Below are 2,927 nucleotides of genomic sequence, written 5' to 3' on the forward strand. Positions count from 1 at the left end.
TAGTCATCGGCAGTCTGCTCGTGCTTGAGCACGACGCGCAGCCGCCCTTGCGGGTCGATTAGGTAGGTCTGCGCCGAGTGGTCCATCGTGTAGCTGCTGCCGGTGGGCACTTTGGCGTAGTACACCTTGAACTCACGCGCCGCAGCGGCAATCTCCTCGGCACTGCCAGTCAACCCGAGGAACGACGGGTGAAACGCCGCCAAGTATTCGCGCAGCAGGGCCGGTGTGTCGCGTTCCGGATCGACAGTGACGAACAGCACCTGCACCCGCTGGGCGTCCGGCCCCAGGCGCTGCAGCACCTCGACGGCGCGTGCAAGCGCCGTCGGACACACATCCGGGCACTGCACGAAGCCAAAGTACAGCATCACCACCTGGCCGCGGAAGTCGGCCAACGTGCGCCGCTGCCCGTACTGGTCGGTCAGCGCCAGCTCGCGCCCGTAGGGCGCGCCGGTGACGTCGATGCCCCGAAACGACGGGGCCGCGCCGCCGCGCTGACACGCCACCAAAGCGACGGCGCTGGCAAGCGCCGCCATCACCCACCGCCGTCGGCGCAGGGGCCGATACACCAACACAGCGGCGTCCGACGACGTGAACATCAATGCGCTCCTGTCCCGGCTGCCCCCGCGCCCGGCGGTGGCAGCACACCCTCAACCCACGGCTGCGTAGGCAATAGCCCACACACCGCGGACGGCGTCAGAGCAGGAACGTCGCAGGCGGCCCGCGCGGGGACGGCCGCACCCAGCGCGGCGCAAGGGGGAAAGCCGCCTGCGCTTCAGATGGCCGCACCGGCGCCGCGACCGCCGCCCACCAAAACAAGGCCGATGCCGGCAGCGCCGGCAAGCCGCCCAGGTGCAGGCACCAGTCGCAACCCGGCATCGCCGCCGCCCCCTGGCCCGGGGCGGTATCCGCACCGGGCACGCTCAGCCGGACGACTCCGGTGCTGGTGCAGATCTCGATGCCCTCCTGCGCCACGGGCAGCGCTACGCGGGCCAGCGCCGGCGACAGCGTGGCCCACAGCACAGCGATCAAGGCCAGCCAGTGCGGCCAGCGCAGACGGCGCAGGGACATGTTTGCATTGTAGCCGCAGTGCGGCGAGCTCGCCGCTACACTTGGAGCGTATGCCGCCCCGCGCGGCCCGTTCCGCTACCGTCATTACTGCCGATCCATGACCCCCGCCGAGCAAGCCCTGCGCGACGCCGCGCTCGAGTACCACCGCACCCCTACCCGCGGCAAGGTCTCCGTCACCCCCACCAAGGCGCTGTCCAACCAGCGCGATCTCAGTCTGGCCTACTCCCCCGGCGTGGCCTATCCGTGCCTAGAAATCGCGCGCGACCCCGCCAAGGCCGCCGACTACACCAGTCGCGGCAATCTGGTGGGGGTCGTCACCAACGGCACCGCCGTGCTGGGGCTGGGCGACATCGGCCCACTGGCCGGCAAGCCGGTGATGGAGGGCAAGGGCTGCCTATTCAAGAAGTTTGCCGGCATCGACGTTTTCGACATCGAGCTGGCGGAAAAAGACCCGGACAAGCTGGTCGACATCATCGCCGCGTTGGAGCCGACGCTAGGCGGCATCAACCTCGAAGACATCAAGGCGCCGGAGTGCTTTTACATCGAGCGCAAGCTGCGCGAGCGGCTCAACATCCCAGTCTTTCACGACGACCAGCACGGCACCGCCATCATTGCCTCGGCGGCGCTGATCAACGCGCTGGAGCTGGTGGGCAAGCCCATCGGCGAGGTGCGCATCGCGGTCTCCGGTGCGGGCGCGGCCGCCATTGCGGTGCTGGACCTGTTCGTGGCGCTGGGGGCGCGGCCAGAGCTCATGCTGGTGTGTGACTCCAAAGGCGTCATTCACGATCAGCGCGCCGATGCGCTGTCGGGGCAGCTGGATGAATCCAAGCGCCGCTACTGCCGCCACACCCATGCCCGCACGCTGGCCGATGCGGTACGCGGCGCCGATGTATTCCTGGGTTGCTCCGCCCCCGGGGTGCTGACGGCCGAGATGGTGCAGACCATGGCCGAGCGGCCCATCATCCTGGCGCTGGCCAACCCAGAGCCGGAAATCCGCCCTGAAGTGGCCAAGGCGGCGCGGCCCGACTGCATCATCGCCACCGGCCGTTCGGACTATCCGAACCAAGTCAACAACGTTTTGTGCTTCCCGTATATCTTTCGCGGCGCGCTGGACTGCGGCGCCACCCGCATCACCGAAGCAATGAAACTGGCGTGCGTGCGCGAGATTGCCGCGCTGGCCAAGGCCGAAATCAGCGACGAAGTGGCCACGGCCTACGCGGGGCAGGAATTGCAATTTGGCCCCGACTACCTGATCCCCAAGCCGTTTGACACCCGGTTGATTCTGCGCATCGCGCCAGCGGTGGCCCAAGCCGCGGCTGAATCGGGCGTAGCCACACGTCCCATTGCCGACCTTCACGCCTACCGCGACAGCTTGCAGCGCTTCGTCTACCAGACCGGCATTCTGATGCGGCCGATCTTTGCGCGCGCCAAGGCTCAGACGCCGCGCGCGCGCGTGGCCTACGCCGACGGCGAAGACGAGCGCGCGCTGCGCGCGGCCCAACTGGCGCTGGAAGAAGGCATCGCACAACCCATCCTGATCGGACGGCCGGCGGTGATCGAGGCGCGCATCCGCAAGGCTGGACTACACCTGCGCCTGGGTGTGGACGTCGAAAACGTCAACCCCGAAGACGATCCGCGCTTTCGCCAATACTGGGAAGCCTACCACCAACGGATGAAGCGCGACGGCGCCACCCCCGAGGTGGCCAAAGCCGCGGTGCGCCGCTCCAACACCATCATTGGCGCGCTGATGCTGCGCCTGGGAGATGCGGACGCACTCATCTGCGGGCTGGTGGGCACCTACACCACGCACCTGGAGCGCATCGAAAGCATTCTGGGGCGCCGTCCAGGGGCTACGCTGT

3 protein-coding genes are annotated in these 2,927 nt (G+C 68.1%); 1 reads left to right on the plus strand and 2 read right to left on the minus strand.

Translation table 11 applies throughout. The features are described 5' to 3' along the window. Both V7Z54_RS08455 and V7Z54_RS08460 read right to left on the minus strand, forming a co-directional pair. Window positions 1-596 (minus strand): SCO family protein (locus V7Z54_RS08455; RefSeq protein ID WP_334135815.1); only part of this gene is annotated, 596 nt, incomplete at its 3' end. A gap of 97 nt (window positions 597-693) precedes the next feature. Beyond that, window positions 694-1,068 (minus strand): DUF2946 domain-containing protein, encoded by a 375-nt coding sequence (locus tag V7Z54_RS08460; RefSeq protein WP_334135816.1) that lies wholly within the window; start codon window positions 1,066-1,068, stop codon window positions 694-696. Window positions 1,069-1,165: 97 nt separating this feature from the next. On the opposite strand from V7Z54_RS08460, the gene V7Z54_RS08465 reads away from it, so the two are divergent. Next, on the plus strand, window positions 1,166-2,927 hold a 1,762-nt coding region (locus V7Z54_RS08465), incomplete at its 3' end, for an NADP-dependent malic enzyme (RefSeq protein WP_334135817.1).

Source organism: Tepidimonas sp. (assembly GCF_036824975.1).
Classification (GTDB): domain Bacteria; phylum Pseudomonadota; class Gammaproteobacteria; order Burkholderiales; family Burkholderiaceae_C; genus Tepidimonas.

Excerpts from the sequence above, each read along its gene's own strand:
- V7Z54_RS08460 (WP_334135816.1), bottom strand. The coding sequence starts at position 1,068 with ATGTCCCTGCGCCGTCTGCGCTGGCCGCACTGGCTGGCCTTGATCGCT.